Here is a 25,550-nt window from a genome sequence, read left to right on the forward strand (position 1 = left end):
GCGGCCTCGACCTCGCACGTGAGGCGCACATCGCTCAACCGCTGGCGACGAGCAGGTCCAAGCCCAGCGGGGTGCATTGGTGCCAGACGGCTTTGCCGTCGCGTTGGGAGGTGATCAGGCCCGCTTCGCGGAGCGCCTTGGCTTGCATGGAGGCGGCGGCGAGGCTGAGGCCGAGGTTGCGGGCCAGTTCGCTGGTGGTGTGCTGGCGGACTGCCAGTTGGAGGGTGCGCGCGCGGGTGGTGCCCAGCAGGGCGGTCAGTGGGTGCGTCGACTCTGCGCTGTCGATCAGTGGCAGCGGGGTCGCGGCCGGGTAGATCAGCAAGAGCCTGCCGTCGGGATAGGGCGCGGGGAGCAGGTGGTCGGTCCACAACAGGGTGGGGCACAGGATGATGCCCTGCCCGGTCAAGGGGATCGTGAGGTCCCGCGGGAAGTCGGCCTCGAGGGTGAGCCCCTGCAACCGGATGGACAGGCCCAAACTGGTTAGCGCGGCCTGTAATCCGTGTTGGGCGAGGATTCGGGCCCGCCATGCGGTTTCCGCGTAGAAGGCGGCTCGCAGCCGGGGCCACTGCTCGGCGAGGAGGGTGCCGTGCGCGGCCTGCAGGGCCCGCTGCAGGTCCAGCCAGGCGTCGCGATCCTGGTCGGCCAGCAGCCGGAGCCATGGGGTGGGCGGACGATCGATCCCGGACATCCGAATCAACTCGGCCCGGACCGTGGCGCGCGAACTCGACATCACCTGATCGAGGCCCTCGTCGATACCGGGGCTCGGCGGGTCGATGAAACACGGACCCGCGCCGAGTGGCGACACCAGTTGCAGCAACGGGCGCACCTGCGCGGGCAGCCTGCGCGCCATGTGCCGCCGCCACGGCGCGAAGACCGGATGAGAATCCTTGCGCTGCATCATCGACATCGCGATCGTCAACTCCGCCAGCGGCGCGGGCTGCTCGGCGATGGATACCCGAAGCAGATCGTCGGCAGAGCACAGTATCCGCAGCATTCCTACCCCGTCTCACTATTCAGGCTGAGCTGAAACCATTGCACGCGCTGCGGCCGGGCAATGAGAATTGTGTCAGCCGGAAGAAGAAAGTTCACACCACCTCGCTCAGACGGAATCGACTGTGCCACAACAGGGCTCGGTCGACATAGACGTCGATCCCCAGTTGGTCTCCAGTCGAGACGGCTGACCCGCCGCAATTCTCTGGCAACGGGCGGGACAAACGGTCTTCGCGTTTTCCGCAATCGCATAAAAAGTACGAGAAGGAGAGATCGATGAAGTTGCAGATCGCTTTAGCGGCGGGAGCAGTGGCACTGTTCTCAGTACTGGCCCCAGTTGCGCAGGCCGCGCCCGGTGAGGCCGAGCTGGCCGACTCGTCATGCCCGAAGGAGTATTTCTGTTTCTGGGCGTACAACAACTACCAAGGACCTCGCGGCATAGTGCGGGACGACAACCCCGACTTCAGAAAATTCCCGCAGTCGACGTGCTCCTCCGGAACCTGGGACAACTGCATCAACTCGATCAAGAACAATGGCAAATATTGCACGGTGTACATGTATGCCGGATACAACTACTCGGGCAAAAGGCATAGTTTGGGCTTGGGCGACGGCGTGCCCAACATCAGCGGGTGGGTAAGCGACGGCTTCGAGCACAACATCAGCTCCAACAAGTGGTGCAACCCGTAGCCGGACTCCGGTCCTTGGCAGCCGGCGGATCGATAGCTACCGCCGGCTGCTCGACCTACCGAGGTGAACTGATGTCATCGATACGTTCGATTTCCTTGCGCCCGTTGCTGTTCGCACTGTCGCTGACAGTTCTGTCAGCGTGCGCGGCCAACGCACCGGCAACTCTTTCGCCGCGCCAGTTGCCGCCGCCACCGCCGTTCTCCGGCACGCTCGGTCCGTCGGAGTTGGATCTGGTCACCTTCTCCGGCACCTGGCCCGCCACCCAGCGAATCCTGAATTCCGCTGTCACACAGCTGAACCGAACCTGTCTCGCCGACCAAGGGTTCGACTATCCGGTCGACCAGGCCCCGCCAGCACCCGTCGCCGACGACGACGCCGTCATCGACCTGCCCGGCCGGCGGGCCAACGGCTACGGCATCTCGGGCAGCAAACCCGCGCCACCGGTCACCCAGGCCGACCGCTACGTCGATAACCTGCCGCCGGAGCAGCAGCGCCGATTCCACACCGCATTGCTCGGACCGCCCGGTACCGGTCGCACGATCGACCTACCCGACGGCAGCCAAGTCACCGTGCCCGACCAAGGCTGCGAGGCGGCGAGCCGTATCCAACTCGCCGGTGACCTCGTGCGATGGGCCCACCTGACCTATATCCCCGAATTCCTTTACAACAGAATGGCCGCGCAGCTCGACACCAGACCCGTGTTTCGCGCGGCCCGCACCGAATGGCGGGCGTGCATGGCCGTCAGGGGCTACCGATATCAGGCGCCGGAAGAGGCCTGGCGCGCGCTCGAGTCCGAGACTGACACCGGCGCAAACGATTTCCGAGAGCGAGAAATCGCGACCGCGGTGGCCGATGGCGAATGCGCGTCCGGCGCCCACCTGCCTGCCGCAACGCTGGCCGCGCGGCGCGAACTCGCCACGACCATGCCCGAAGCCGACCGCAAGACGCTGCACGAACTCGCCTATTACCGGGACGCCATCATCGAACGGGCCACCTCGAACTGACCGAGCGCGGGGCGGCCGACTGCTCGGTCCCCCAAAGATTGCCGGGTTGGTCCTCGTTGGATCGCACGATATGGTTCGTCCGTACCACTAAAGGGGGATCCATGAGTAACTTTTCCATGCTGCGCGGCGGGTATCGGTTCGCATAGGTGACGCTGACTATCTCGCCCGACCGGGTGTCGGACGACAAGCTTGCGGCCGCGCCGATACCGCGGCAACCATCCCGCACTACGCTCGTCAGCGGAATCGTTTTCACCGCCGCGCTTTTCGCGATCGGCGGCTGGACACGGCGCTGGATCGCCGACGACGGCTTGACCGTCTTGCGTACGGTGCGAAACCTGTTGGCGGGCAACGGCCCGGTCTTCAATGCGGGCGAACGCGTCGAGGTCAACACCAGTACGGCCTGGACCTACCTGATCTGGTTCTTCGGCTGGTTGACGCAAGCTCGGCTGGAGTACGTGGCGCTCGGCCTCGGGCTGGCGCTGTCGGTCGCGGCCATCGTCTTCGCGATGCTGGGCGCTGCCCGGTTGTGGGACGGCGGCGGTGCCCAATTGCTGCTTCCGGCAGGTGCTCTCGTCTATATCGCACTCCCCCCGGCCCGCGACTACGCCACCTCGGGACTGGAGTCCAGCCTGGTCATCTGCTGGCTGGCGGTGCTGTGGTGGTGGCTGATCCGCTGGAGCCACGCCGAAAAGGTCAGCCTCGCAAGCGTTTCCGGCCTGTCCGTCGTCGCGGGTCTGGCACCGCTGATCCGGCCGGAGCTGACGCTGGTCGGCGGGCTCGCACTGCTGATGATCTGCTGCGCGCCGCTGCCCGGGATCCGGTTGCGGCCGTGGCTGTTCCGCGCAGTGGTCGTGGCGACGGCGGCGCTGGTGCCGGTCGCCTATCAGGTCTGGCGCATGGGCTATTACGGCCTGCCGTACCCGAATACGGCCGTTGCCAAGGATGCGAGCGGCGCGAAATGGCGGCAGGGATCGTTCTACCTGTGGAATCTGGTCGGGCCGTACTGGCTGTGGGTGCCGCTGGTGCTGCTCGGCGTGGCAGCGGCGATGGCGGTGCGGTCCCGACGCGTCGGCAGTCACGCCGCCACCGAGGCGAACCCGACTCTGCGCGAAGGCATTCACCGATTCCACTGGTGGCTGCGGACACCGGCCGCGGTAGTCGCCCTCATGCTGAGCAGCGGTGCGCTGTTGACCCTCTACGAGATTCGGGTCGGCGGCGACTTCATGCACGGCCGCATGCTGCTGCCACCGCTGTTCTGCCTGCTGCTACCCGTCATGGTGCTGCCGCTGAAATCTTCGGCCGCACCGGCGGATCCGCGCCGCAACCTGATCGTGCCTGCGGCATTGGCCGCAACCCTGGGCTGGGCGCTGTTCGCGGCCGACGTCACCGCCATCGAGACCGGCAACAGGATCACCGCCGCAGGCATCGCGGACGAACGGCTCTACTATGTCCAGAGCACCGGCCACGAGCACCCGATCCGCGCCGAGGACTACCTGGACTACCCGCGCATACGCGCCATGATCGGCGATATCGCACGCAGCCCGAACGGCGGGCTGCTCATCAACACGCCGTCCTGGACCTGGCAGGTCGTCCCGCCGCCGACCCCGATCCCCGATGGCGGCGTCGGGCATACCGTGTTCTTCGTGAACCTCGGCATGATCGGCATGAACATGCCCCTCGATGTCCGCGTCATCGATCCGGTCGGCCTGTCGTATCCGCTTGCCGCCCACACCTTCCGGTTCCCGAACGCCAGGATCGGCCACGACAAGAACCTCGACTCGGACTGGGCGGTGGTGGACGCGGGCATGGCGAACGAGCATCCCCGGCTGCCCTGGTTCCTGGACGAAGGCTGGGTGACCCGGATCCGAACCGCCCTGCGCTGCCCGGAAACTCGGGATCTGCTGGCCGCCACCCGTGCCCCGCTCACCGTCGACCGGTTCCAGCGAAACGTCCGGTATTCCCTGGGATACGCCCGGTACCGCATCGACCGGGTGCCGGAGTACGAGATCGAGCGGTGCCGGGTGAATGACCGGAGCGACCTCGCCGCACCGAGGTAGCCGGGCACGAGGCGCAGGTTCGATCCGGCACCCAGGTTCTACCCGCGAGGTGCGGTTCGGACCCGCGGTGGTGGGTATCACCGGTGACGCGGCGGGACAACCGTAGGCTCAGGCGCGTCGACTCGGTGGTCGGCGATCGAGTGTTGTCGCGATGGGTAGTGACCTAATGGAAGGGCTGTTGGCAATGCTGCGGAAGTTCCTCGACAAGGGCGTCGTCTCGTTGATCGACCGGTCGGCGCGGGTGCAGGCGCCGCTGGTCGGCAAGTACACGGGCTTCGTCCGCGGTCGGCATCCGAGTGAATCGCCGGAGCAGCTCGTCGACCGGCTCGGGCGGCATTACTCGATCGTGGTCACCGCCAGCGGCGTGGTGGTCGGGTTGACCGCGGCGGTGCCCGGGGTGGGCACCTTGGTTGGCTTGGCGGCGGCCGGGGCGGACACGCTGTTCTTCCTGGAGGCGTCCACGGTGTATGCCGTTGGCGCGACCGAGGTTTCGGGGCGCAAGGCCGCTGCCCCGCCGCCGCCGCTGGTGTCGGCCGTCGTGCTCGGTCAGGCGGGAACCGAGTCGCTCGGCGCCGCGGGACGCTCGGCCAAGCAGTGGGATACCAAGTTGGCCAACAGGCTGCCGATCATCCGGCGAATGGGCGACTCCCCGATCAAACGGTTCCTCGTGCAGTTCATCGTCAAACGCGGCGCGCTCGCGTTCGGCAAGGTGATTCCGGCGGGGATCGGCGCGGTGGTCGGCGGCGTCGGTAATTACGCGCTGGCCAGGAGCGTCATCAAGAACCTGCACGATGCGCTCGAGGACGCGGAATCGGGCCGGGCGATTTCCACTGCGGACGTCTAGCCGGCGAGCAGTCGGGAGGAGACTGGACGCGTGACGGAGGCCGAGGTTCAGCTGATCGTGGTGGACGCCGCGAATGTCGTCGGGTCGCGGCCCAATGGCTGGTGGCGCGATCGGGCCGGCGCGGCGCGAAAACTGCTCGAGCAGTTGACGAGTCTGGAAGCGCGGCTGGCGCGGCCCGCCGAGGTGGTTGTCGTGCTCGAGGGAAAAGCGAAGGCGGCGGATCCGGCGGTCGACGGCGTGCGGGTGGTGTTGGCGGACGGGTCGGGCGATGACGCGATCGTCGACGTGGTGGCGGCGGCCGTCGAACACGACAGCGCGCGATCGATCACCGTGGTGACGGCGGATCGCGGATTGCGCGAACGCGTCGAAGCGCTCGGCGCCAACACCGTCGGCCCCGGCTGGCTGCTGGACCGGATCGAGTCGTAGCGGACCGACCAGTCCTGGACCCCGCCAGGAAGGTTTGCCAACTGCCCCATAACAATCGGCTGGCTGGGTAGTCCCCCGGTATGAGCGATGTCTTCGAGGAACGCGGCCAACCGTCCCTCGGGCGCGCCTCTCCCGATCTGATGGCGGCTCGTGCAGTGATCGAGCAGGCGAAGGGCGCGCTGATGCTGGTCTACGGCGTCGACGCCGAGCAGGCGTTCGGCATGTTGCGGCGGCGCTCGCAGGCCACCAACGTCAAGTTGCGCGCGCTGGCCGCGCAACTGATCGCCGAACTGCCCTCGCTGGACCTCGCCCCGCCGGAACTCCGCGCCAAAGTCGACTACCTGCTGCACATCGCGCACACCCACAAGCCCAACCCTGAACTCTGACCAGCGCTGATCCGATCCGGATCCACGCGAAACCTGTTGGGACGTATCGGACATTCGCGCGGCGGGCGGTGCGCTAACCGGGGCCCCGATGCGATCGGGAGCAACCTAGGGGCTACGGTGCGCGGGTGATCCTGCTCACCGTCGGCTTGGTTCTGTTAGGCGTCTTCGCACTGCGGTTCCATCTGGACCGGCGACGGCTGAGCAACGGAGTCTACCTGCTGCTAGGCGTGGCGGTGCTCGGCGTGTGGGCGGTCGGCTCGGGCGACAACGCGGACCTGACCCTCGCGCTGGTCGGGCTGCTGGTGGTGTTGTCGCCGCTGGTGGTGCTGGTGCTGGCCGGGCTGTTGATCGCCAACGGCATGCAGATGGTGCGCCGCGAGGGGCTGCGGATCGCGAATCTGCTCTCGATCGGGCCGGGGATCGTGCTGCTGGTGCCCTACGTGCTGCTCGGCGTCGCCATCGCGACCGGCAGCCTGCGCTCGGTGCTGTTGGCGTCGCTGGCGCTGGCGGTGAGCTACTTCGGGTTCGTGTTCACCAGTTTCGTGTTGTATTCGCTGCTCTACGGATGGTTGCCGTATCGGCCTGGCATGGATGCGATCGTCGTGCACGGCTCAGGTCTGGTCGGCGCGCGGGTGTCGCCGCTGCTCGCCAGCCGCTTGGATCGGGCGGCCCAGATCTACTGGGCGGAACTGGCTGAGGGTCGCCGTCCGGTGATCATCACCAGTGGCGGCAAAGGCTCCGACGAGGCGGTGTCGGAGGCCGCGGCGATGGCGGATTATCTCCAGGCCCGCGGCATTCCCGAGGAGAGCGTGGCTCGCGAGGAACGGTCGACCACGACACGAGAGAACCTGCTCTTCATCAAGCGGCTGCTCGGCGAACGCGGCACGAGCACCCGAATGGTGTTGGTCACCAGTAACTTTCACATCCTGCGCACGGCGATTCTGGCGCGCAGGCTGAAGCTGGACGCGGAGGTGACGGGCGCGCGGACCGCCTTCTACTATCTGCCGAGCGCGATTCTGCGGGAGTTCGTCGCGATCGTGGTCGCCTACAAATGGACCAATGCCGTTACGTGCCTGACGCTCGTCTCGTTGCCGCTGCTGCTCGCCCTGGCGACCGGCGGACTGCCCGCCTATCGGTGAGTCAGGAACCGTCGACGCGTTCGTGCACGGTCAGCAGCAGGTGATCGAACCGGGTGCGGAACCCGGCGGTCTCCTTGTTGAGCATCCTGAGCTCGTCGACGAACTGGGCGGCGAGGTCGCGCAGTTTGGTGTTGGTCTCCTGGGAGCGCCAGCGCAGTACCCGGAACGCCTGCTCCGCGTTCACCCCGTAGGCGAGGATCAACGCGCCCTTGGCCTGCTCGATCACGGCCCGCGCCTCGATCACCTCCGGCAGGATCTCCTCGAGCACCTCCTGCCGCTGCTCCTCGAGCCGTTCGCTCACGTCGACGTAGTAGCCGGAGGTCCCGATCACCGAGCCGTCGTCATCGGCGAACAGATCACCGACCACAACAACCTCGCGCGCCTCGCCCTTGGCGTCGACGATCCGGTGCCTGCCGCAGAACGGCTGCCCGGTCTCCGCCGCCGCGGCAATGCAGCTCGCGACATGCTCCCGGTCGTCGGGGTGCTTATGCGACAACAGCAGGTCAGTCGTCGGTTTCACCTCCCCCGGCGCGTAGCCGTACATCGCCGCGAGCTCGTCGGACCATTCCCACCGCTGGTCGGCAAACCAGAATCGAAACCATCCGGGCTCCGCGCACGCGTCGAACCCGATGGTCTCCTCCATCGCGCTCACCGCCTCCGGTGCAACCTCTTCGCCCAGCGTCACCGCCCCAGTATCCGCCGAAACAGTCCCGCTTCGGAACCCGACCCGATAATTTGCAAAGCCCAAGCCCGATTTGCGAGGAGTGAGATGAGTTCTGTTCTGCCGTTGCGGCATATCGGCTCGTTGCTGCTGGCCGGTGTGGTGGTTGTCGGTATCGCGGCCTGTGCGGATTCGCGGCCTGAGGTGCCGGTGACCAGTACGCCGGTGGCCGATGCGACGGCGTTCGTTTCCGTCACCGATCTCGATCCGACGATTCTGGTCGACGCTCGTTACTTCGGGGAGCACAACTTCCTCGGTACCCGTGTGGCCGGGTATGAGGCTCCACGCTGCCTGCTGACCAAGCAGGCAGCGAGCGCGCTGGCGCAGGTGCAGCAGGAATTGCGGCCGATGAACCTGACGCTCAAGACCTACGACTGTTATCGACCGCAGCGGGCTGTCGACCAATTCGTCACGTGGGCAAAGGATCTCGGCGACGTGAAAATGAAGAAGGAGTTCTATCCGACCGTCGACAAGGCGAACCTGTTCCGGGACGGCTACATCGCCGAGAAGTCCGGGCACAGTCGCGGCAGCACGCTGGATCTCGCGATCGTCGCGCTGCCCGCCACCGATCCGGAGCCCTATCGCGACGGCGATCCGCTGCGCGAATGCTTCCTCCCCGTCGACCAGCGGTTCCACGACAACATGCTCGATTTCGGCACCGGCTACGACTGCTTCGATCCCGCGGCGCACACCGCCAACCCGGCCGTCGGCGGCAATCAGCGAGCCGTCCGCACGCTGCTGACCGAGCTGATGGCGGAACACGGGTTCACCAACCTGGCGGAAGAGTGGTGGCACTTCACCCTGAAGGACGAACCGTTCCCGACGACCTTCTTCGACTTCCCCATCCGCTGAGCTGCGGTAAAACCGACCCGCTGCGTCTATACGCAGACCGGGCCCGGCTCCTACACTGAGTAACTGCGGCACGGTCGACCGTCGGAGCGCCACGGCAACTCAGCGATCGGCATATCTCGAAGTCCCGATCCGCCCAGGGCCGACGAGCTCGGCCCACTTCCTGGAGGAGGCCGGATGCCCGATCCATCGCACCGGAAGATCTGCCTGCTCGGCCACGGTTGCGCCTGCCCCACCGTCACCCTGTTCCTCGCCCCCGAACCGCTGATCCCCGGCGGCAGCATCCTGCATCTGCTCGAACAGGCGCCGGTCGCCGCCGCCGCGCCGACCCCCGACGCCGACCTGGTCGGGCTGGTGCAAACCGACTCGGCCGCCGCCGCGCCGGGCCCGCTGCTACACACCGAATTCCGCGCGTTCCTCGCCGGCCTACCCGACCCCCGCCGCACCCGCACCATCCTGCACGACCGCCACATCACCGACACCGCACCGGTCGGCCTCGACCTGGACGACCCCGCCGAAATGACCCGCCTCGCCCTGCTCCCCGAACGCCCCATCGGCTTCCGCCGCACCGAGGACTTCCAAGAGGCGGCGATGCGCCAAGCCATGCTCGCGATCTACCGCCATTTCGCGATAGACCAGCGAATCCGCCTGACCTACCACGGCTTCGCCGACCCAGCCACCGGCTGGTTCGCCCTGCGCACCGCAATCGCCTGAGCAACAGGCGAATTGGGGCTCAGTCCTTGCGGGCGACGCCGCCGTAGGCGCCTGAGCGTTCGGGGTTGTCGCCGACGTCGGAGGGGTTGTCGGGGCGCCACAGTGGGAGGTGGACGAGGCCGGGCTCGATGAGGGTCCAGCCCTGGAAGAATTCGGCGATCTCGGGCTTGGCGCGCAGCACGATCTCGGTGGAGGTGCGGCCCGAAAGTTTTTGTGCCTCCAGGACTTCGGCGGGTTGCCCGTCCGCGGTGGCGTGCGTGATGGCGAGGTAGCTGCCGGGGGCGATCGCGTCGCGCAGGCGGGCGACGCAGCCCGCGGGGTCGGCGTCGTCGGCCACGAAATGCAGGACGCCGAGCAGCAATACGGCCACCGGCTGGTCGAAGTCGAGCAGCTGGGCCACCTGCGGGTCGGCCAGGATGGTGTCGGGCCGGCCGATGTCGGCCTGCACCACGATCGCGGCGGGATTTCCGTCGAGGATGGCCTGGCTGTGCGCGACCGCGACCGGGTCGATGTCGACGTAAACCACCCGCGCCGCAGGGTTTACCGCCTGGGCCACCTCGTGCACATTGCCGACGGTCGGGATGCCGGAGCCGATATCGAGGAACTGGGTGATGCCCGCGTCGACCAGGAATCGCACGCATCGACGCAGCAAATCGCGGTTGGCGCGCATGGTCTCGCCGACACCCGGGGTGAACTCCTCGATCTGGCGCGCCAACATTCGATCGATCTCGAAGTTGTGCATGCCGCCGACGAAATAGTCGTAGACGCGGGAGGCGCTCGGGCGATCCAGATCGATACCCTCGGGAGCCCAACTCGGTCTGGTCATCTAAACGCCAACCCTTCTCGAAACATCGCACGCCAGCGACGAAAGCATCGTCATCGTAGCGGGGTTCACGGGCGCGTGCAGTTGGGCGGAAGCCCACAAAACGGACTACCATCAGAGCTTATGGCGTGGGATGCCGGGAGCGGTTCAGATCCTGGCGGGCCGCACGCGGAACTGGCCGGGCAGTGGGCGGCCGCACTCGGTGGCGGACCGCGCAATCACGTCGTGCCCATGAGCTCGGCCGAAACCCGCAATTTGCTGACCGTCCTGGCCAAGGAATTCGTCGCCGCCGCCGGTGACCAGTGCCCCGCCGAGCGAGTCGGCGAACTCGGTGGCGAGCTGGCCCGCTCGCATTTCGTCGGCGACGAAGTGCTCGGGCGCAGTCTCGCCGTGCTCAACACCTACCTGCTCGGCCCGGGCGCGGTGCCCGCCGAGCGAGCCACCGAGTTGCTGGGCGCCTTTGCCACCGGTTATCTGCGCGCCTTCCGCGCGTGGCTGCTCGCCGAACAGGAGAGCGTGCGGGCCGCCGATATCGCCGCCCGCCGGGTGGTCGAGCAGCAGCTGCGGGCCAGCGAGGCGCGGCTGCGTGCGGTGTTCTCCCAGGCCGGGATCGGCACCGGGCTTTCGGATATGACCGGGCGAATCATCGAGGTCAACAACGCCTTCGCGGCGATGCTCGGCTATCGGCCCGAGGAGATGTGCTCGCTGTCGGTCACCGATCTGACCCATCCCGACGACGGTCCGGACATGTGGCAGAAGTACGCCGGGGTGCTCGCGGGCAAATACGACAACGTGCAACTGGAGAAGGCCTACCGGCACCGCGGCGGCGGCACGGTGTGGACCCACATCAACGTCTCGCTCATCCGCGACGAGCAAGGCAGGCCGCAGTACACCTTGGTTCTGGTGGAGGACGTCTCCGAACGCCGCGCGCTGCGCGAACGGTTGCAGTACCGCGCGCACCACGACCAACTGACCGGGCTGCCGAACCGCTCCCGCTTCTTCGACGCGCTCAGCGCCGCCTTCGCCGACTGCGCCAGGGTCGGGATCTGCTACATCGATCTCGATCACTTCAAAACCGTCAACGACACTTTCGGTCACGCGGTCGGTGACGAATTACTCGCGCAGGTCGCCGCGCGGCTGAATGCCTGTGTCTCGCGGACGGATCAGTTGGTCGCGCGGATGGGCGGCGACGAATTCGTTGTGCTCATCCCGCATTCCACCGGCGTCGAGGAAATGGCCGATGTGGCACGGACCGTGCTGCACGCACTGGCCCAACCCTTTTACGTGCATGAACATCAGCTGACCGTCACCGCGAGCATCGGCGTGATGGAGGAACGCGCGGACCACCTGTCCACGGGTGAGTTCCTGCAGGCGGCCGACACCAGCATGTACTGGGCCAAGGCCGCGGGCCGCGGCCGATACGCGGTCTTCGACGCCGACCGCGGCCGCCGCGAGCACACCAGCGCCGAACTGTCGGCGGCCATGCCCTCGGCCCTGCGGCACGGCGAGTTCTTCCTCGACTACCAGCCGATCGTCTCCCTCACCGACGGACAGACGGTGGCGGTAGAAGCGTTGGTGCGCTGGCGCCATCCGGATCTCGGTGTGCTCAGCCCGGCCCGGTTCGTCGATATCGCCGAGGACAACGGCCACATCGGCGCGCTCGGCGCGGTCGTGCTGGAGACCGCCTGCCGCGCAGGCCGCGAGTGGCACGACCGCTATCCGCACACCCCGACCGTCAGCGTGAACGTCTCCGCCGCCGAGGTGGCCGATCCGGCCTGGCTCGGCCACGTCCAACAGGTCATCGCGGAGACCGGCATGGACGCGAGCCTGCTGCAACTGGAGCTCACCGAGCGGGCGTTCATGCAAACCACCGGACGGCCACTGCGCGCCCTGCACACCCTCGCCGACGCCGGTGTCCGCATCGCCATCGACGACTTCGGCACCGGCTACTCCAATCTCGCCTACCTCGGCCAACTTCCGCTGCACGTGGTCAAACTCGCGGGCCCCTTCATCCAGCGCATCCGCACCCCCGACACCGCGAGCCCCACCGACCTGCTGTTGCTCGAAACCATCATCGACCTCACCCACGCCCTCGGCTTCACCGTCACCGCCGAGTGCGTCGAAACCCGCCACCAGGCCGACCAACTCCGCGACCTCGGCTGTGACACCGCGCAGGGTTGGCACTTCCACTACCCGATGCCCGCCGATCAGGTGACACCGCTGCTCGGCGTCTCCGACCTCCGCCTGAGCTGATCGTTCCGCGAAAGCTATTGCCAGCTAAGAAGTTACGGGGCAGTGATCAGGCCGACTGCGGCTCGGCCTGATCTTCGGACGGCACCGCCAACAGATCCGGCTCGGCAACACGACGAGATGGGCCGGGAAAGAAACGATTGGTGGCGCGCTGGTAGTCGGCGTAGTCGGGCCGCGATTGCAGGCTGTAGTGCTCGGCGGGAACGGCACCGGTGTAATAGACCAGCGTGTAGTAGAAGGCTGCGGAGATGGTGAGCAGACCGATCAGGGTGAGCACCCACAGCGCGGCCGGGGTATCGGGGCGGCGGCTCAGCAGGGTCGGTAGGACCAGCACGATCAGCGCGTTCCACTGCATCCACTGCCCAAAGTAGTTGGGGTGTCGGCTATATCGCCACAGCCCGACATCGCAGCTGCGCCGGATTCCCTCTCGTCTGCCGCGTTCGGCGAAGCGTGCCTTCTGCCAGTCCGCCAAGGACTCGACACCGTAGAACACCACCCACACGACGAGTGCCACGATCTCGACGGCGCCGAGGGAACGCGAACCCGCGACGGCGAGTGCGGCCGGAATGGCCAGGATGCTCATGTTGGCCGCGCCCTGCAGCATGATCTCGACCTGAATCGACAGCCGCTCGCTGCGCAGGCCCGCGCGCTCCCAAACCAGCCGCTGATAGCGGTATCTCGGGAGATCGCCGGTCAGCTCACCATTGGCACCGGCCAGCGCCGCCCAGATACCCATCCGCAGACCCATGACCAGGTAGATCACCCCGACCGTCACGTTCAGCGACGAATCGCCGCCGCCGAACGCGAGGGTCAGCACGCCCAGGTCGACCAGACCCCACGGCCACGCCAGGTCGACGTAGCTCATGTGCCCGGTGCGATACGCGGGCACACACGCCAGCACCACGAAGAGTGCGGCCTGGATCGCCAAGTTCGTCATCATGAACGTGCGCAGATCCGACTGCCACGCCAGCGTGGCGAAAACGCCTGCCGCAACTAGATATTGCGCGATACGAGCCTGGGTCACCGACATAGATCAGCTCCTTCAGCCAAAGGCGAGCAATGGTTCGCTACCGTCGACGGCGGCATGCTGGGGCAGCGGCTTCTCGGCGCGGGCCGCCAGGATCTGGGCGTACTGCTCGGCGGGCCGGACCGTCCGGTAGTGGGCGCGGGCTTGTTCCGGCGACCAGACCACGGGGTCCTTCGGCGCTACCCCGCACATGATCGGGTCCAGCACCGGCGCCGTGAGCGGGCTGCTCACGCGGAGCAAAAATCGTTGTGCCTCAACGCTTTGCGCGGCAAGCCGGAAGATGGCCTGCATGGTCGCGGTGATGAGCAGGTCGGTTATCGGCGATTGCCGCACGCCGCCCATCTTCCGCATCCATCGCGGCAGCGTCGCGATGGTCGCCTTCCGGAACAACACCTGGGTGAGTTTGACGACGGGCCACAGCACCGCGGAGTCGGGCAGCGGAGCCGACGCGCTGTCCAGCAAATGCTCGACATGCTGCTGGGTCGCTTCGGTAGCCGCGAGGATCGGGCGCATGCGTTCGTAGTACGCCCGCATCTCCTTGCGGGAGCGGGGCACGTCGTCCAGGTTGATGGTCTGGAACTCTGCGGCGCGGGCACATTCTTCCCAGTACTGGCGTTCCTCTGCGGGACTGAGTTTGCCCGGGCCGAACTTCTCGTAGGTGTAGAGCAGTGAATGCCATGCGGTGAGGTGAATCCAGAGTTGCGCCTCGGGATCGTTGGCGTCATAGCGCAGTCCGCTGATCGGCTCGGTACCGGTGATCTTCGAATGGATCTTCACCAGAATCTCCGAAGCCTGCACCACCGACTTGCTGTCACCGAAGGTGATGGTGGCCATGTATTGCAGCGTGCGGTCGAAGCGAAGCGCGGGGCGTTTGGTCACCGCGCTGGTGTCGTTCACCGAGGCCAACAGGAATGGCTCGTACATCTCGGTGACAACGGTCCGCTGGAACGCGACCGTCGTCGCGGTCGGGTACCCGTGCACCTTCCACGCGATCGAGTCCGGGCCGAAGAAGCCGTAGTCCTCGTGTGGAACCACCGCGTTGTGGTTGCTCATGGTGTGCCTTCCTCTCACTCGGGCGTTGTGGAACTAGGCGCGAGGCCCGAAAACCATGGGTGCCAACGTGCGCTGCGCGTAGGCGCGCACGGACTCGTCGGTGCGCAGATCGATCCCCTGCGCGGTCGGCATCAGCACACACGCCGCGAACAGCATGGCGATGCTCTGCGCGGTCTCGTCCGGGTCCAAATGTGTTGCGTGCCCTTCGGTTTGGGCTATCCGAATCTGGTCGGCGATGACGGCGCTGCCCAGCCGCAGCAGGGCGGCATCGTCGGCCATGCCCATGGCGATGAGCTGGTCCGGCTCCAGCGCCGCGGTGCGCGCGATGACCGGATGTTCGCGGGCCATCCGCATGCAGGCGACGAAACTTTCCACCAACCGGCCCGCCGGATCCGCCACCCCGTCGACCGCACGGAGCACGGTCTCGGCCATCCGCCCGCCCTCCCGCATGGTGAGCGCCTCGATCAGGCCGTCCAGATCGCCGAAGCGGCGATACACGGTGGTCCGATTGACCCCGGCCCGCCGCGCGATCGCGTCGATCTTCAGTCGCGAGAACCCAACGGAGGCCGCCTCCACGAGGGCGGCATCGAGAATCCGTGCCACGGTCCGGTCGGTGTCCTCGTCCGTGCCGCGGAAGATTCCGGCGGCGAGGAGAGCCGCGATGCTCTGCTTCATGTGGCTTACCGTAAGCCTGCAGGTCCGCTAATGCAACACAACGTGACCCTTTTGTTGCAAATGTTGCTTTGAGATCGAGACGCGCGGTCAACGAAAGAGCGAGCACGATGAGCGCGGACGACTCCCCTCGTGCTGCGATTCCGCGATCTCACGGCCGTGAAAGTCCTGGCGATCACCATCACCCAGGAGCAGATTCGCCAGTACGAACAACGCGAGCAGCACAACGACGACAGTCACGACGCCACCTCGGTCCCACCGGAAAGAGCGGACGGCCGAATCGAATCGGGCTCCCCCACTACGCCGTACGCCGCGATGGCGACGAGAATGACTCCCTCGACGACATGAACCCAGTTGCCGAAGGTGTCCACCGCCATCATCCCGCACACGCTGGTCCCACCGGCCAGGCCGAGCGCGCCGACCACCAGATAGATCAGCGCGGTCACCGCCGCGTACCAGACCGCGGCCGTCTTCGTACGGACACAGAGCAGCCCTGCGACCCCGGTGACGAAGTGGAACAGGGCATGCCACCCGTTCACGGTGACCGGGATGAATCCGAGCACGTGGACGGTGTGCGAATGCATCGGATGCATCGAGAAGTCCGGATTCATCGCCAGCGCGACCGGGCCGTTGCTGGTGAACCAGACCGCCATCAGCAGGGCGAGGACCTGGGTCGCCGTGCCACGCGCGTCGCGAAAATAGCCGGTCACAAACGTTCGTACGGGTGTCATGCAAAGCTCCTGCCGCCACATTGAGACAACTGAGACATTGATCGCCTGTTTGTCTCGACGGTACTGTTGACTTGCCGGCAACGACAAGGAGCGCAGTGACGCGAGTGACCAGGGACACACTGCTGAACAAGTTGGCAGCTCCCGATCCCGAGGTGCTCAAACTGCTCGATGAGGCCGACGAGGTGACCGAGCGAATCCTCGCCGCGGCCTTCGAGCAGATGGCCGTGGTCGGCTGGCGCCGGTCGACCGTCGAGGACGTCGCCAAACGGGCCGGACTCGGCCGCGCGACGGTGTATCGAAAGTTCCCCAGCAAATCCGCGCTCACCGAGGCGGTCCTGGTCTCGGAGCTACGCAAATACCTGGCGGGCAGCACCGCGGCGACGAGCACGCAGACCACGGTGACCGACCGCATGGCCGAAAGTGCCGCCTACACAGTCGAATTCCTGCGCGACCACCCGCTGCTGCGCCGGCTGCTCGAAACAGAGCCGGAAACCATCCTGCCCGCCCTCACCATCGGCGCGGGCCCCATCGTCGACATCTTCCGCGACTTCTGCGTCACCCTCTGGCAGCACGAGTTCTACGCCGACACCGCCATTTCCGACGAGGACCTACGGCACCTGCGCACCGTGGCCGAGCTGCACATCCGAATCACCCTGTCGCTCATCCTCACCCAGAAAACCGCCATCGCACTCGACACCGCCGAGCAGGCCCGCGACTTCACCCGGCGCTACCTCGCGCCGATGCTCGACGCGAAGTGAACTTCCGGCATGTGACGCGTACACGGCGCGCGATTACCGCCCATAGAACCCGGGTATCCCGCACACTGATCGCGGCGTCTCCCGCGCGTCACACCCAGTGAGTTTCAAGGAGCGAATCCATGGGCATCATCTCGATGATCATCATCGGCCTCATCGCCGGAGCCATCGCGCGCCTGCTGGTCCCTGGCAAAGAGAACTTCGGCTGGATCGGCACGATCGTGCTCGGCATCATCGGCGGCTATGTCGGCGGCACGCTAGGCAGCTTGGTGTTCGCACCGCACAAGTTCACTCTCCAGCCGCCGGTCAACCACGCCTTCCTCGGCGCCATCGTCGGCGCGGTGATCCTGCTGGTCATCTACAAGTTCGTGCGCGCGCGAGTCTGAGCGTCCGCGATTTCCACGGTGCCCGCCGGATAGATCATTCGATCCGGCGGGTTACTCGTGCGCCGCGCCAGCGGGTAGTAGATCGCGGCCGTGAATATGATGCCGACGATCCAGGAAACGTCTGCGCCGCCTAGCTTTTCGGTGATCGGGCCGGTGTAGAGCTGCTGGGCGAGGAACGGGATCTGGGCGAGCACGCCGAGGGCGTAGCAGGCCAGCGCGGTGAGATTCCAGCGTCCGTACCGCCCGTCCGGGTCGTACAGCGCCGGGATGTCGATGCGTTCGCGCGAGATCAGGTAGTAGTCGATCAGGTTGATCGCGCTCCACGGCGTGAACACCATCAGCAGGGTGAGCACGAAATTCTTGAAGTTGCCGAGGAAGTCGGCGCTGGCCCCGATCGCGACGAGCATCGACACCGCGGTGAAGCCGACGATGTAGGCGGCGCGCGCGAACGGCGTGGTGCGTGACTGCCGGTTGAACGCGGTCACCGACGTCAGGATCGACATGAACCCGCCGTAGGCGTTGAGACAGTTCACCGTCAGCTTGCCGACCACGATCACCAGATAGATCAACAGCGCCAGCGCGGACGGGCCCGCGAGCTCGCCGATGAAACCAACCTGGTTGCCCAGGAACGCTTTACCCGCCACCGCCGCCACCAACGCGCCGAACGTCATCGACCACTGCGAGCCGAGCACGCTGCCCGCGAAGGTGGCCAGGAAGGTGGTCCGGTCACTGGTCGAGCGGGGCAGGTAGCGCGAATAGTCGGCGACATAGGGCCCGAAGGTCAGCTGCCAGCCCGCGCCGAGCGAGATGGCCAGCACGAAAGTCACCATGTCGAACGACTTCACGCCGACATAGGCGCTGACGTCGTACTGGGTGAAGAGCCGGACACCCAGATAGGTGAAGCCGATAACCCCGACCACCGTGGCGATCCGGCCGACGATATGGATCAGCCGATAGCCGGTCACCGCCACCACCGCGGTGAGCGCGCCGAAGACGAGAATGCCGACCGTCGCGTTGTCGATGTGCAGGATCTTGTTCACCGCCTGCCCCGCGAGCACCGTGCCCGTCGCGGCGAACCCCAGATACATCACCACCACGAGCAGCAGCGGCAGCACCGCCCCGAAAACGCCGAATTGTGCTCGGCTGGAGATCATCTGGGGCAACCCGAGCCGAGGTCCCTGCGCCGAATGCAGCGCCATCACGACGCCGCCGAGGATATTGCCGAGCAGCAGCCCGACGATCGCCCACAGCGCGTCGGCGCCGAACACCACCGCGAGCGCACCGTCGACGACCGCGGTGATCTGCATGTTCGCCCCGAACCAGAGGGTGAACTGACTGAACGGCGTGCCATGCCGTTCCGCATCGGGAATCACCTCGATGGTGCGGCGCTCGATAGAACCGCCCGCATCGATCAGCTCATCCGCCATGGGCCCGCCTTCCGTCATTGTGGAACAGCTATGGAAGTGCAGGTAATGCCCGTCGAGCTGTCACTGTGTCCGATCAGCAGTATGGCGCACGAAACACGCGGCGGCGCGTCACATTCGGTGCGGGGCGGACAGTTCCCTGGCGGGTTCCGCCGGGGGTTCGGACCGGACGCGCCGGGCCACGCGGTAGGCCGGTTCGGCGAGGAAGCTGGCGAGCCGGGTGTAGGGCCAGATCGCGATGAACAGCATCAGGACCAGGCCGCGGGTCTGGTAGATGAAGGGGGCGCGCTGCATCGCTTCCGGGTTCGGGTGCAGCGAGAACAGGGAGCGGAACCAGGCGAACAGGGTTTCGGCGATGCGATATCCGTTGTCGGTCGAGTTCGGGTCGAACTTGATGGCCACCCAGGTGAGTAGGCCGGCCACCAGAATCGGGAAGGTGACGCGGTCCAATGGACTGACCGCGCGGCGGGCCGGGCTGCCGATCATGTCCGGCACGAACAGCAGCACCGCACCGATCGTCGCGGTCGCCAAGGCGCCTATCTCGACGATAGTGAGGGTGAGATAGATCGAGCCGTCGGGGCGAGAATGCGGCCCTGCGGTAAGGAAGTCGGTGATCCGAGCGGCGATCACGCCGCTCAATCCGATGCGAAACGCGGTCGCCCCGATTCGCTGCGCCCGATCCAGCTCCGAACCGGAGCTGTACCAGCCGAACCGGTCGTGCCGGTAGCGCCACAGGTGGCCGACGATAAAGGACAGAAACGCGCTGTAAGGCAGGATGATCCACAGCACCGACATCATCTGTCGACCCGCCTTCTCCATCAAACTGATAGAAATCGAAACTATCTGAGCTGTCAACCAGCTTTGCAGACACTAGGCCTGCAAACAAGGGCCCAAACAAACCGGATGATTTCGACCTCCCGCAACAGCCGATCCAAGAACGATAACGCACGCGACGCCAGAACCCCCATTACGCGGAATTGTCAATCAATGCCATAAATAAATAGGTACGCCTGTACCACGGTATCGATGGCAACCCCGCCTACTGGTCCGGACAGCGGAAATCGCAAGCGGCCGGGCCGAACTGGGGGCTTGCCTCGGGCGCGGCCGACGGGTTTGATCGCTCGGATGGTCAACGAGGGGATAGCGACGCAGCCGGCGGTCACCGGTCTCGGCCAGGACTTCGAGCGACTCTGGCGCGGGTTCGCGGTCAGCACGTTGGGCACATACCTTGCGCTGGATGCGTTTTCGCTGGTCGCCATCCTGGTGTTGGATGTCGGGCCGCTGCAGGTGTCGTTGCTCGCGGCCGCCGGTGGCGCGGTGGGCGCGGTGCTCGCTGTTCCGCTGGGCGCCTGGATCGAGTTCCGGCCCAAGCGCAGGCTGATGGTCCGAGCCGACCTACTTCGGTTCCTGGTGCTGCTGACCGTGCCCGTCGCGTACTTCGCCGGCGCGCTGAGTTATCCGCAGTTGCTCATCGCCGCCATGGTGGTCGCGGTGGCCGACATCGTCTTCCTCGGTGCCAGCAGCGCACATCTGAAAGGCCTTGTCGCCCAGGACGATTTGCTGGCGGCCAACAGCCGCTTCGAGACCGCGACCTGGATCTCGGCTTCGGCGGGTCCGCCGCTGGGTGGCGTCCTGATCGGCGCGCTCGGCCCCGTCGTCACCGTGCTGCTCAACGCGGCCAGTTTCCTGTTGTCCGCCTTGTGCATTCGCTCGATCGAGATCCCCGAGCCCGCCCCGCCGGTTCGGCCGGCCGCGACGTCGCGCCTGGTCGAGCTCACCGAAGGTTGGCGCACCATCGCCGCGAATCCCGTGCTGCGCCTGCTGCTCTGCAATGTGGCGCTGGTGAACCCGCTGATCATGGCGACTTCGCCGCTGCTGGCGTATCTGATGCTGAGCGACCTCGGCTTCGCGCCATGGCAATACGGTCTCGGCTTCGGCGTGGCCTGCCTCGGCGGCATCCTCGGCGCCCGGCTGGCCCGCCCACTGGTGCGCCGCTACGGACAACGCAGGATCCTGCTCGTCTTCGGCGCCGCGCGGGTGCCGTGGCTGCTCGGCCTGCCCTTCGTGCAGGCGGGCGCGCCGGGACTGCTGCTGGTGATGGCCGTCGAGTTCGGAATGATCACCTGCATGGGCATTTTCAACCCGTCGCTGGCCACCTTCCGCCTGCTGCACACGCAGAACGACAAGGTCGCGCGCGTGCTCACCGCCTGGACCATCACCACCCGCCTGGTCACCGCCGCGGCCGTCGTCGGGTGGGGCGTGCTGGCCGGCCAGACCGGCACCCGCACGGCGCTCGCCATCGGGGCGGTCCTGATGCTGGCCACGCCAGCCGTGCTGCCCTGGCGCCGGACCCGCGAATAATGCCTCAGGCGGAGGCGATGGCGGTGATCAGAGTCTGCGATGCGAGGGTGCGGGTGGTGATGAGCTGGGTGAACGTCTTCGGCTGTTCGCCGGGGTACTGCTGGGTGAGCATGACCTGCCAGTGCGCGAGGCCGTCGTCGCCGTCGCGGGACGGGGTGATCTGCACGCAGTAGCGGGTGCCGACGGGGATCTGGTTGATGCCGCGCTGGATCTGCTCGGCGGGCGAGACGATGGCGTTGTCGGCGACCACCGCGCGGGCCCGATAGCCGGAACGTTCCACGTAGTAGGCGTATTCGAAGGCGAGGATGGCGTCCGGGCCGTTGGCGGTGCCGCCGGGATCGGTGCCGGAGACGGCCTCGGGGGTGCGCTTCTGTTCGCAGCCCTGGGTCGCGATGGCCGCGGGCGACGCGGGCATCGTAGTTGTTGTTGTCGCGGCGGCGGTTCCAGTGGGACGCTGCACGGACGCGGTCGCGGGCACGACACCGGTCACGGTGGCGGCGGTCGAGGGACTGCGCTTACCGAACCCGTGCACAGCGGCGAGCAGGATCGAGACGACCGCGATCCCGATGCCGAGCACGATCAGGACCGCGAGCACCTTGTTGCCGCGCTGCGGATCCCGCCGCTTGGTGGGGTGGCGCAGCGGGACGCCGGGGTGGATGCCGGACCGATTGATGATCGCGGGCGCCGGGTTGACGTCCTCCTCGTAACCGTCGGCGGCGTACTCGTCCGCGCGAATCCGCCGCCGGTCCTCCTCGATCGGCGGTTCCGCCTGCGGCTCGGCCGCGAGCGGCGGGTCGAGCCATTGTTCCCAGTCCCCGGTCCGCCGCGGCCGATCCGCGTGGTCCGGGGTTGGTTGCTCGGACACGGCGACCTCCGGATCTCGGCGACGCACCGGCGCGCGGCGACCGGACGGGCGCCGCCGCTTCTTGGCCTTGCCGGTGGGTGTGCGGAGCATGGGCAGACCCATATCGAATGGATTGTCCTGCCCCTCTTGCCGACCCGGAGAGTTCGGGTCAGAGGGTGTCATCGTCGTAGTCGCCGAGGACCGGGGTCACCGCGACCGCCGCTGTCGGCACGGTGACACCGAGCTGACCGTCCTTGGGCTTGTGCTCCGGATCGTCGGCCCGCGGCGGCGGTGGCATCGCCACGCCGCCACCGGTCCCGGGATGGCTCTGCTGGTCCGGGCTGGCGGACTTCGACGGGGTGTCCGACGGCTGTGCCGGCACGTCCGAGGCGGGCGCGGGCACCGACACCGGCGGTGCCGGCGTGTCCACCGGTGCCGTCGGCGCGGATCCGTGCTGCGACGGCGGAATCACCGTGCCGGGACCGGTCGGGGAGGACGGGGTGGACGGCCGGGTGCCCGCGCCACCACCGAAGTCGAACAGCTTCGGTGAGGTACTCGAGTTCGAGGTGCCGGTCGACTGATCGCCGGTGGTGCTGCCGGGCCGGATCGCCTCGGTCACCGCCTTGTCCGCGCCGGCCGCGACCGTGTCGATGGCGTGCGTGCCGACGTCGGCCACCTTGTCGATGATGTGCGTGCCGACACCGGCGATCTTGTCGATGATGTTGGTGCCGATATCGACACCCGCGTTGATGGCGGCGGTGCCGACCTGCACACCCGCGGAGATGAGCTGCTGCTGCAGCTGGAGTTGGGCGGCCAGCGCCGGGTCCACCGGCTGCCCGTTGCCGCCGATGCCGGGCACCGTGCTGCCGGGATAGCCCTGACCGGGGTAGTACTGGCCGGTGCCGTCCGTGGTGTATTGGCCTGTGCCGCCTGGCATGAACTGCCCTGTGGTGCCGGGCTGGGCGGCGGTGACGCCGGAGGGCTGGGTGACCGTCAGCGGTCCCATCTCGTCCAGTCGCCTGCTGTGGTCGTCCATCTCGGTCTGCGCGGTATCGACCGTGGTGAGCGCGTCACGCAGGGCCTGGGAGGCCCGCGCGATCACCGCGTCGGTGTCCGGGGCCGCGGTCGCGTTGCCGAGGATCTCGCGCGCGTCGCGCCGGAAGTCGGCGATGATCTGGTCCACCGTCTGCGCGGCGCGGGCGCTGGTGGCATGCGCGTCGCCGAGCACGCTGAGGTAAGCCGGTCCCCGGTCGGAGATTTCGCCGATCTCGGTTTGCGTGGTGCGCAGCGCGGGCACCGCGGCGTCGGCGCCGCGCGAGGTCCAGGTCGACTCCAGCGCGTGCAGGCCGTCGCGATGCGGGGCCTCCACGTCGGCGGCCTGGGTGGACGCGGACGACAGCGCGCTGGTCGCGGTCTGGTTCGGCACGCCGACGCCATTGCCGAGGGTGGATCGCAACTGCAGCAGCGGGCGGACCAGGGCGGCGACGATCGGCGGATCCACGTTCGGATCCAGATAAGTGGTGGCGGGCGCGGGGGTGTCGGTGCGGGCCGGGGCGGAGCGCCTGCGTAGTCCGGTAAGGCTTCTCATGTCAGCGTCTCCCCTGTCCGGGTGAGGGCGCCTGCGGTATCGGCGTCGACACCCTGCATGTTCGCGCTGTAGTCGCGCAGCACCTGGCCGTAGGTGCCGACGAGTTGTCCCGCCGTGGACAACGCTTGGGCGTGTTCGGCGACCGCCGTGGTGAATCGCGCCGCGAAATCCGCGCCGATCAGGCCGAGGTCGGCGGCCAACTGATCTTGATTCACCGCCCCGGAGGCGACCGCGGCCGCCGAGGCCAATTGTTGGGAGACCGCGTCCGCGATCGCGGTGTAAGCGGCCACCGCCGCCGGATCCAGCTTCAGCGTGTCCACCGTTCCCCTCCCGGGTTCCCAGTCTTTCGCTACCGCGACATGATTCGATGCCAAGCCTACTGCGCGACCTGGACACATCGTGTCCGATCCTCGCGACTCCCTGCCGCCCGAGTATGACAACCATCGCGCGCAATGTCATGCGCTGGCCGTCGCGGGGTCAGCAGCAGACGGCGGTGACCGCGGCGGCGAGCAGGTCGAGGCCGTGGCCGATTTCGGCGTCGGTGATCGTCAGTGGCGGCATCAGTTTCACCACCTCACCCGCCGCGCCGGAGGTCTCCACCAGCAGGCCGCGGTCGAAGGCGGACTGACAGACCTTGCCTGCCAGCGACGCGTCGTCGAAGGCCAGGCCCTGGACGAGACCGCGGCCACGGACGCGGGCGCCGGGGACCGCCGCGGCCAGGCCGGTCAGTTCCCGCTCGATCCGCGCGCCCTTGGCCAGCGTGGCGCACTCGAGCCGCGTGTCGGACCAGTAGTGCTGCAACGCGACCCGCGCGGTGACGAAGGCCGCGTTGTTGCCGCGGAAGGTGCCGTTGTGCTCGCCGGGCGCCCACTGGTCGAATTCGGGCTTGAAAAGCACCAGCGCCATGGGCAATCCGTAGCCGCCGATGGACTTCGACAGGGTGACGATGTCGGGTCGGATCCCCGCGGTCTCGAAGGAGAAGAACGGACCGGTGCGGCCACAGCCCATTTGTACGTCGTCGACGATCAAGAGGATGCCGCGCACCGCGCACAGTTCGGCCAACTGCCGCAGCCAATCCGCGCGCGCCACATTGACGCCGCCCTCCCCCTGCACCGTCTCCACGATGACCGCCGCGGGCTTGTCCAGACCGGAGGACGGATCGTCCAGCGCGCGCCGCATCCAGCCGAGCGGGTCGGGCGCGTCGAGGTATCCGTCATAGGGCATCGGCATGGCATGCGGCAGCGGCACTCCGGCACCCGCGCGCTTGGCTGCGTTGCCGGTGACCGACAGCGCACCGAGCGACATGCCGTGGAAGGCGTTGGTGAAGTTGAGAACCTGCGTTCGCCCGGTCACCTTCCGGGCCAGCTTGAGCGCTGCCTCCACGGCGTTGGCCCCGGTGGGCCCGGGGAACTGCACCTTGTAGTCCAGCCCGCGCGGACCGAACACCGTGTCACGCAGCGTTTCCAGCAGGCCGCGCTTGGCGACGGTCGACATGTCCAGCCCGTGCGTGATGCCGTCGCCCGCGATGTAGTCCAGCAGCGCCCGTTTCAGCACCGGGTTGTTGTGGCCGTAGTTCAGCGCGCCCGCGCCCGCGAAGAAGTCCAGGTACTCCTTGCCGTTCTCGTCGCGCAGCCAGGCGCCGCTCGCGGTGTCGAACACCGCGGGCCAGGACCGGCAGTAGCCGCGCACATTGGATTCGAGGGCCTCGAAAACGGTCATCCCGGCGGCGGTCATCGGCGATCCTTCTCACACAATCTGAAGTGACTGTGTTTCTAACATTGCCGCGAGCGCCGTGTAGCACTTTTCCAAAAACCGTCTT

27 protein-coding genes are annotated in these 25,550 nt (G+C 67.1%); 13 read left to right on the forward strand and 14 right to left on the reverse strand.

The features are described from left to right. Positions 1-34 precede the first annotated feature (34 nt). Positions 35-994, reverse strand: a complete 960-nt coding sequence (locus tag ACIBK2_RS16655; RefSeq protein ID WP_396968055.1) for an ArsR family transcriptional regulator — start codon at positions 992-994, stop codon at positions 35-37. A gap of 272 nt (positions 995-1,266) precedes the next feature. On the opposite strand from ACIBK2_RS16655, the gene ACIBK2_RS16660 reads away from it, so the two are divergent. From ACIBK2_RS16660 to ACIBK2_RS16690, 7 genes are all read left to right on the forward strand, one after another. Next, positions 1,267-1,677, forward strand: coding sequence for a peptidase inhibitor family I36 protein (locus ACIBK2_RS16660; RefSeq protein ID WP_396968057.1), 411 nt, complete (start codon positions 1,267-1,269; stop codon positions 1,675-1,677). Between the two features lie 71 nt (positions 1,678-1,748). Next, positions 1,749-2,681: a hypothetical protein gene (locus ACIBK2_RS16665; RefSeq protein WP_396968059.1), complete on the forward strand. Its 933-nt coding sequence runs from the start codon at positions 1,749-1,751 to the stop codon at positions 2,679-2,681. A gap of 146 nt (positions 2,682-2,827) precedes the next feature. After that, positions 2,828-4,738 (forward strand): flagellar motor control protein ZomB, encoded by a 1,911-nt coding sequence (gene zomB, locus ACIBK2_RS16670; RefSeq protein ID WP_396968061.1) that lies wholly within the window; start codon positions 2,828-2,830, stop codon positions 4,736-4,738. A 151-nt stretch (positions 4,739-4,889) separates the two neighbouring features. Beyond that, positions 4,890-5,582, forward strand: coding sequence for a hypothetical protein (locus tag ACIBK2_RS16675; protein ID WP_396968063.1), 693 nt, complete (start codon positions 4,890-4,892; stop codon positions 5,580-5,582). Between the two features lie 30 nt (positions 5,583-5,612). After that, complete coding sequence (locus tag ACIBK2_RS16680; RefSeq protein ID WP_396968065.1) at positions 5,613-6,008, forward strand: hypothetical protein; 396 nt, start codon at positions 5,613-5,615, stop codon at positions 6,006-6,008. A gap of 80 nt (positions 6,009-6,088) precedes the next feature. Then, the gene (locus ACIBK2_RS16685; RefSeq protein ID WP_396968067.1) at positions 6,089-6,394 is read left to right on the forward strand and encodes an ANTAR domain-containing protein; all 306 of its coding nucleotides are present in this window, start codon (positions 6,089-6,091) and stop codon (positions 6,392-6,394) included. A gap of 125 nt (positions 6,395-6,519) precedes the next feature. After that, positions 6,520-7,533, forward strand: coding sequence for a YdcF family protein (locus tag ACIBK2_RS16690; RefSeq protein WP_396968069.1), 1,014 nt, complete (start codon positions 6,520-6,522; stop codon positions 7,531-7,533). Position 7,534: 1 nt separating this feature from the next. On the opposite strand, the gene ACIBK2_RS16695 is transcribed toward ACIBK2_RS16690, so the two are convergent. Then, positions 7,535-8,218: a PAS and ANTAR domain-containing protein gene (locus tag ACIBK2_RS16695; RefSeq protein WP_396968071.1), complete on the reverse strand. Its 684-nt coding sequence runs from the start codon at positions 8,216-8,218 to the stop codon at positions 7,535-7,537. An 84-nt stretch (positions 8,219-8,302) separates the two neighbouring features. Here ACIBK2_RS16695 and ACIBK2_RS16700 point away from each other — a divergent pair, with 84 nt between their 5' ends. Continuing rightward, on the forward strand, positions 8,303-9,106 hold the full coding sequence (locus tag ACIBK2_RS16700; protein ID WP_396968073.1) for a M15 family metallopeptidase: 804 nt from the start codon (positions 8,303-8,305) through the stop codon (positions 9,104-9,106). Between the two features lie 174 nt (positions 9,107-9,280). After that, on the forward strand, positions 9,281-9,817 hold the full coding sequence (locus ACIBK2_RS16705; protein WP_396968075.1) for a hypothetical protein: 537 nt from the start codon (positions 9,281-9,283) through the stop codon (positions 9,815-9,817). A 19-nt stretch (positions 9,818-9,836) separates the two neighbouring features. On the opposite strand, the gene ACIBK2_RS16710 is transcribed toward ACIBK2_RS16705, so the two are convergent. Then, positions 9,837-10,643, reverse strand: a complete 807-nt coding sequence (locus ACIBK2_RS16710; RefSeq protein ID WP_396968077.1) for an SAM-dependent methyltransferase — start codon at positions 10,641-10,643, stop codon at positions 9,837-9,839. 120 nt (positions 10,644-10,763) lie between these two features. On the opposite strand from ACIBK2_RS16710, the gene ACIBK2_RS16715 reads away from it, so the two are divergent. Next, positions 10,764-12,893, forward strand: coding sequence for a putative bifunctional diguanylate cyclase/phosphodiesterase (locus tag ACIBK2_RS16715; protein ID WP_396968079.1), 2,130 nt, complete (start codon positions 10,764-10,766; stop codon positions 12,891-12,893). 46 nt (positions 12,894-12,939) lie between these two features. On the opposite strand, the gene ACIBK2_RS16720 is transcribed toward ACIBK2_RS16715, so the two are convergent. The 5 genes from ACIBK2_RS16720 to ACIBK2_RS16740 form a co-directional block, all read right to left on the reverse strand. Next, the gene (locus ACIBK2_RS16720) at positions 12,940-13,920 is read right to left on the reverse strand and encodes a DUF1295 domain-containing protein (protein ID WP_396968081.1); all 981 of its coding nucleotides are present in this window, start codon (positions 13,918-13,920) and stop codon (positions 12,940-12,942) included. A 12-nt stretch (positions 13,921-13,932) separates the two neighbouring features. After that, positions 13,933-14,970 (reverse strand): oxygenase MpaB family protein, encoded by a 1,038-nt coding sequence (locus ACIBK2_RS16725; protein ID WP_396968083.1) that lies wholly within the window; start codon positions 14,968-14,970, stop codon positions 13,933-13,935. 33 nt (positions 14,971-15,003) lie between these two features. Further along, a complete protein-coding gene (locus ACIBK2_RS16730) occupies positions 15,004-15,645 on the reverse strand; it encodes a TetR/AcrR family transcriptional regulator (protein ID WP_396968085.1) in 642 nt (213 codons plus the stop codon). A gap of 87 nt (positions 15,646-15,732) precedes the next feature. After that, positions 15,733-15,882: a hypothetical protein gene (locus ACIBK2_RS16735; RefSeq protein WP_396968087.1), complete on the reverse strand. Its 150-nt coding sequence runs from the start codon at positions 15,880-15,882 to the stop codon at positions 15,733-15,735. Further along, complete coding sequence (locus ACIBK2_RS16740) at positions 15,879-16,373, reverse strand: DUF4383 domain-containing protein (protein WP_396968089.1); 495 nt, start codon at positions 16,371-16,373, stop codon at positions 15,879-15,881. Before ACIBK2_RS16740 ends, ACIBK2_RS16735 begins: the two co-directional genes overlap by 4 nt. A gap of 104 nt (positions 16,374-16,477) precedes the next feature. Here ACIBK2_RS16740 and ACIBK2_RS16745 point away from each other — a divergent pair, with 104 nt between their 5' ends. Both ACIBK2_RS16745 and ACIBK2_RS16750 read left to right on the forward strand, forming a co-directional pair. Further along, positions 16,478-17,131 carry a TetR/AcrR family transcriptional regulator gene (locus ACIBK2_RS16745; protein WP_396968091.1) on the forward strand — a complete coding sequence of 218 codons (654 nt, stop codon included), beginning with the start codon at positions 16,478-16,480 and terminating at the stop codon, positions 17,129-17,131. Positions 17,132-17,250: 119 nt separating this feature from the next. Further along, positions 17,251-17,514 carry a GlsB/YeaQ/YmgE family stress response membrane protein gene (locus ACIBK2_RS16750; RefSeq protein ID WP_364727576.1) on the forward strand — a complete coding sequence of 88 codons (264 nt, stop codon included), beginning with the start codon at positions 17,251-17,253 and terminating at the stop codon, positions 17,512-17,514. On the opposite strand, the gene ACIBK2_RS16755 is transcribed toward ACIBK2_RS16750, so the two are convergent. Together ACIBK2_RS16755 and ACIBK2_RS16760 are read right to left on the reverse strand one after the other, a co-directional pair. Further along, a complete protein-coding gene (locus ACIBK2_RS16755) occupies positions 17,487-18,941 on the reverse strand; it encodes a purine-cytosine permease family protein (protein WP_396968093.1) in 1,455 nt (484 codons plus the stop codon). The two genes, ACIBK2_RS16750 and ACIBK2_RS16755, sit on opposite strands and share 28 nt — an antisense overlap. A 108-nt stretch (positions 18,942-19,049) precedes the next feature. Further along, complete coding sequence (locus tag ACIBK2_RS16760; protein ID WP_396968095.1) at positions 19,050-19,757, reverse strand: respiratory nitrate reductase subunit gamma; 708 nt, start codon at positions 19,755-19,757, stop codon at positions 19,050-19,052. A gap of 306 nt (positions 19,758-20,063) precedes the next feature. Here ACIBK2_RS16760 and ACIBK2_RS16765 point away from each other — a divergent pair, with 306 nt between their 5' ends. Further along, complete coding sequence (locus tag ACIBK2_RS16765) at positions 20,064-21,299, forward strand: MFS transporter (protein ID WP_396968097.1); 1,236 nt, start codon at positions 20,064-20,066, stop codon at positions 21,297-21,299. 4 nt (positions 21,300-21,303) lie between these two features. Here the strand turns inward: ACIBK2_RS16765 and ACIBK2_RS16770 are convergent, their stop codons facing one another. The 4 genes from ACIBK2_RS16770 to ectB all read right to left on the reverse strand — a co-directional run bounded on the left by ACIBK2_RS16770 (position 21,304) and on the right by ectB (position 25,465). Then, on the reverse strand, positions 21,304-22,254 hold the full coding sequence (locus ACIBK2_RS16770; RefSeq protein ID WP_396968100.1) for a hypothetical protein: 951 nt from the start codon (positions 22,252-22,254) through the stop codon (positions 21,304-21,306). A gap of 58 nt (positions 22,255-22,312) precedes the next feature. Continuing rightward, complete coding sequence (locus tag ACIBK2_RS16775; protein ID WP_396968102.1) at positions 22,313-23,731, reverse strand: hypothetical protein; 1,419 nt, start codon at positions 23,729-23,731, stop codon at positions 22,313-22,315. Beyond that, positions 23,728-24,051 (reverse strand): hypothetical protein, encoded by a 324-nt coding sequence (locus tag ACIBK2_RS16780; protein ID WP_396968104.1) that lies wholly within the window; start codon positions 24,049-24,051, stop codon positions 23,728-23,730. Before ACIBK2_RS16780 ends, ACIBK2_RS16775 begins: the two co-directional genes overlap by 4 nt. Before the next feature lie 157 nt (positions 24,052-24,208). Next, positions 24,209-25,465, reverse strand: a complete 1,257-nt coding sequence (gene ectB / locus ACIBK2_RS16785) for a diaminobutyrate--2-oxoglutarate transaminase (RefSeq protein WP_396968106.1) — start codon at positions 25,463-25,465, stop codon at positions 24,209-24,211. Positions 25,466-25,550: the final 85 nt, after the last annotated feature.

Origin of the sequence: Nocardia sp. NPDC050175, from assembly GCF_044459885.1 — a bacterium.
Lineage (GTDB): Bacteria > Actinomycetota > Actinomycetes > Mycobacteriales > Mycobacteriaceae > Nocardia.

Coding starts and splice junctions, on each gene's coding strand:
- ACIBK2_RS16755 (WP_396968093.1), bottom strand. CDS start 18,941: ATGGCGGATGAGCTGATCGATGCGGGCGGTTCTATCGAGCGCCGCACC.
- ACIBK2_RS16775 (WP_396968102.1), bottom strand. CDS start 23,731: ATGAGAAGCCTTACCGGACTACGCAGGCGCTCCGCCCCGGCCCGCACC.
- ACIBK2_RS16665 (WP_396968059.1), top strand. CDS start 1,749: ATGTCATCGATACGTTCGATTTCCTTGCGCCCGTTGCTGTTCGCACTG.
- ACIBK2_RS16740 (WP_396968089.1), bottom strand. CDS start 16,373: ATGACACCCGTACGAACGTTTGTGACCGGCTATTTTCGCGACGCGCGT.
- ACIBK2_RS16725 (WP_396968083.1), bottom strand. CDS start 14,970: ATGAGCAACCACAACGCGGTGGTTCCACACGAGGACTACGGCTTCTTC.
- ACIBK2_RS16750 (WP_364727576.1), top strand. CDS start 17,251: ATGGGCATCATCTCGATGATCATCATCGGCCTCATCGCCGGAGCCATC.
- ACIBK2_RS16715 (WP_396968079.1), top strand. CDS start 10,764: ATGGCGTGGGATGCCGGGAGCGGTTCAGATCCTGGCGGGCCGCACGCG.
- ACIBK2_RS16760 (WP_396968095.1), bottom strand. CDS start 19,757: ATGGAGAAGGCGGGTCGACAGATGATGTCGGTGCTGTGGATCATCCTG.
- ACIBK2_RS16700 (WP_396968073.1), top strand. CDS start 8,303: ATGAGTTCTGTTCTGCCGTTGCGGCATATCGGCTCGTTGCTGCTGGCC.
- ACIBK2_RS16710 (WP_396968077.1), bottom strand. CDS start 10,643: ATGACCAGACCGAGTTGGGCTCCCGAGGGTATCGATCTGGATCGCCCG.
- ACIBK2_RS16675 (WP_396968063.1), top strand. CDS start 4,890: ATGGGTAGTGACCTAATGGAAGGGCTGTTGGCAATGCTGCGGAAGTTC.
- ACIBK2_RS16770 (WP_396968100.1), bottom strand. CDS start 22,254: ATGCTCCGCACACCCACCGGCAAGGCCAAGAAGCGGCGGCGCCCGTCC.
- ACIBK2_RS16730 (WP_396968085.1), bottom strand. CDS start 15,645: ATGAAGCAGAGCATCGCGGCTCTCCTCGCCGCCGGAATCTTCCGCGGC.
- ACIBK2_RS16685 (WP_396968067.1), top strand. CDS start 6,089: ATGAGCGATGTCTTCGAGGAACGCGGCCAACCGTCCCTCGGGCGCGCC.
- ACIBK2_RS16720 (WP_396968081.1), bottom strand. CDS start 13,920: ATGTCGGTGACCCAGGCTCGTATCGCGCAATATCTAGTTGCGGCAGGC.
- ACIBK2_RS16765 (WP_396968097.1), top strand. CDS start 20,064: ATGGTCAACGAGGGGATAGCGACGCAGCCGGCGGTCACCGGTCTCGGC.
- ectB (WP_396968106.1), bottom strand. CDS start 25,465: ATGACCGCCGCCGGGATGACCGTTTTCGAGGCCCTCGAATCCAATGTG.
- ACIBK2_RS16660 (WP_396968057.1), top strand. CDS start 1,267: ATGAAGTTGCAGATCGCTTTAGCGGCGGGAGCAGTGGCACTGTTCTCA.
- ACIBK2_RS16655 (WP_396968055.1), bottom strand. CDS start 994: ATGCTGCGGATACTGTGCTCTGCCGACGATCTGCTTCGGGTATCCATC.
- ACIBK2_RS16705 (WP_396968075.1), top strand. CDS start 9,281: ATGCCCGATCCATCGCACCGGAAGATCTGCCTGCTCGGCCACGGTTGC.